Below are 2,802 nucleotides of genomic sequence, written 5' to 3'. Positions count from 1 at the left end.
CCTCACGGCCCGGACCGACTGGCCCCGACCTCGCACCCGAGGACCTGATCGTGGTGCCCGGCTGGCGGACCGTGACCCTGGCCGACTCGCCCGCCGTCACCGACGCCTCCCTCAGGGCGCTGGCCGACCACCACAGCGCGGCGGCACGGTGGCCAGCGTCTGTGCCGGCGCTGAGGCGCTCGGCCGGGCCGGTCTGCTCGAGGGCCGCCGCTGCACCACCCACCACGACGTGCAGGACGAGTTGGCTACGCCATCCCGGGCGGTCGTCGTCCGCGACGTCCTGTTCACCGCCGACGACCGGGTGATCACCTCGGCCGGTATCGCCAGCGGCATCGATCTGGCCCTGCACCTCGTCGCCGGACGGCACGGACCCGCCGTCGCCGCCCAGGTCGCACGCGACATGGTCGTCTACGCCCGCCGCAACGGCAACGAGCCGCAGTCCAGCGCGATGTTCCGGCACCGGTCCCACCTCGACGACACCGTGCACCGCGTCCAGGACCTCATCGACACCCGCTTCGACCGGCCTCTCCCGCTGACCGGTCTGGCCGCGGCGGTCGGCGTCAGCGAACGCACCCTGACCCGGCTCTTCGGCCGCGCCACCGGTCTCACCCCGCTGCGCTACCAGCAGACCCTGCGTCTGGAGCGCGCCGAGCACCTGATCAGCCACGGTGCGACGGTCGACGCGGCCGCCCGCTCGGTCGGTTTCGAGGACGCCCGCATGCTGCGCCGCCTTCGCGCCCGCGCGTGGCAGACGCCCTAGGGGGTGTTTCGGAAGTCCCGCACAGCACCCACGGCGCCCGGCACGCACTCTCGCTGCACCGGCCGAAACCCCAAGTACGTCCAGTACGAGGGCTTTCGTCCGGCACGCCGAGAGCACGCACCGGACACCGCGGGCACCGCACAAGACTTTCGAAACACCCCCTAGTACTGCAACGGTGCTTGTTCTGAGTACTGGGCAGTTCAGGGGCTGTGTCCGCGTCGTTTGTAGTGGCTGATGCGGGCTTGGTGCTGGCGTCGGCGGCGCCAGTGGGACCAGTGCAGGATGTGGTCGACCGGTGCTGGTCGGCGGTTGGTGAGGCGGGTTATCAGGCGTCGGATTTCGGCGAGGCTGAGGTGGATGAGCTGGGAGGATCCGTTTCTGCTTTGTCCGTGTCCAGCTGTCGGGCCCGCAGGACGGTCAGGCAGGCGTGGGCGGCCATGGCCAGAGTCATGTGGCGGTGCCAGCCGGGGTAGCGGCGGACCTGGTAGTCGTCCAGGCCGCATTCCTGCTTGGCGGTCTGGAAGCATTCCTCGACCGCCCAGCGGCTGCCCGCGATGCGGATCAGCTCGTCCAGCGTCGTGTCGGCGGGACAGTAGGCGATGTAGTAGGAGATCTCCTCGGGCCTGCTCACGCTGCGGCGGGCGAGGACCCAGTGCCGCGGTCCTCGCGGTGCCAGGGCCTCACTTCGACGCGGGCCCAGTCGTAGATCCGTCGGCCATGTGCTCCCTCGCCGCAGGAACGGCGTTTCCATTTCTGCCGGGGCAGGCCGGGGAACAGGTCGTGGACGGGGTGGTCGATGGACCAGCGGGTGACGACGGTGTCGTGCCGGGTGGTGGCCATGACGTGGAAGACGTCCGCTTGCTCGAGCTCGAACCGCCAGCCCTTGCTGTAGCCGTAGGCGGCGTCCGCCGTGACCCAGGCGAACGGGATCTTGTCGGCGATGGCCCGGCGGACCATCGCCTTGGCCATGGCCACCTTCGTGGCGAAGGCGACGTGGTCGTCGATGCCCGCCCGGCGGCAGCGTTCCCGGTCGTCCGTCCAGGACGTGGGCAGATACAGACGGCGGTCGATCAACGTGCGTCCGCGGCCGGTGGCGTAGGCGAGGAACACGCCGATCTGGCAGTTCTCCGTGCGGCCGGCGGTGCCGGAGTACTGCCTTTGCACCCCGGCCGAACGGACGCCCTTCTTCAGAAAGCCGGTGTCGTCGACGATCAGGACGGCATCGCTGTCTCCGAGGTGTTCCACCACGTAGTCGCGTACGTCGTTCAGGACCTCGTCGGCGTCCCACTCAATCCGGTTCAGCAGCCGGTGGATGCGATCGGGACCCGCGTGTCCTGCCTCCTCCGCCAGCGTCCAGCCGTTCTTGCGCTGCAGCGGCGCAACCAGCCCACGCATGTAAGCCAGCGCCGACTGACGCGGCTCCTCCCGGTTGAACCGGTGCACGAACCGCTCATGCAGAGCACCCAGTTCACCCGCCCACAACCTGACATCAGCAAGGTCCCCACCCATGACCACACCAACGACAGAGCTGGCCAGCAGTCACGGCAAAGACCGTTGCAGTACTAGGGGGTGTCGGGGCGGCGGCTTCAGCCGATGTCCAGGTCGGTGTGCAACAGGTGGTGGTCCGAGATCTCCGAAAGCCGTACCTCGTGCCGGAGCGCGGTGATGCCGCGCAGGAAGACGTAGTCGAACTTACTCTGCCAGTCGGTGGTCACCTCGCAGTCGCCGACCAGTGCGGGACGGCACTCGGGATCGGTGTCCGTGGCCAGCTTCCACAGCGGGGCGAGCTCGGGGGTGTCCGGCACCGCGTTGAAGTCGCCGACGACGACGGCGGTCGTACCGGGCCACGACCGGGGCGAGCACGCGGACCTGCGCGCCTGGGCCTCCGCTGCTGCCGTTGGGCGAGGTGCGTGTTGAAGACCCGGACGGACCGGCCGTCGACCTTCGTGGTGACCGCCGCTGGCCCCGTCCTCGGATCCGCCGTCCGGGGTACTCCACGTTGACGCGGTCCGTCATCGGCGCCGCCGAGAGGATCGCCTGGC

General features: G+C 69.7%; 3 pseudogenes. 1 reads left to right on the top strand and 2 read right to left on the bottom strand.

From position 1 onward, the window contains the following. Nucleotides 1–760, top strand: a pseudogene (locus tag E4N62_RS42245) (GlxA family transcriptional regulator); the annotation flags it as partial. A 325-nt stretch (nt 761–1,085) separates the two neighbouring features. On the opposite strand, the pseudogene E4N62_RS42240 reads toward E4N62_RS42245, so the two are convergent. Both E4N62_RS42240 and E4N62_RS49935 read right to left on the bottom strand, forming a co-directional pair. Beyond that, nucleotides 1,086–2,269 (bottom strand): annotated as a pseudogene (locus E4N62_RS42240) (IS701 family transposase). Nucleotides 2,270–2,346: 77 nt separating this feature from the next. Beyond that, nucleotides 2,347–2,619 (bottom strand): annotated as a pseudogene (locus E4N62_RS49935) (endonuclease/exonuclease/phosphatase family protein); the annotation flags it as partial. Between the last annotated feature and the right edge of the window lie 183 nt (nt 2,620–2,802).

The organism is Streptomyces sp. MNU76 (genome assembly GCF_020982545.1).
In the GTDB taxonomy this organism is placed as follows: Bacteria; Actinomycetota; Actinomycetes; order Streptomycetales; family Streptomycetaceae; genus Streptomyces.
The sequence above is the reverse complement of the archived record's forward strand: the minus strand, read 5'-3'. Positions and strand labels throughout refer to the sequence as shown.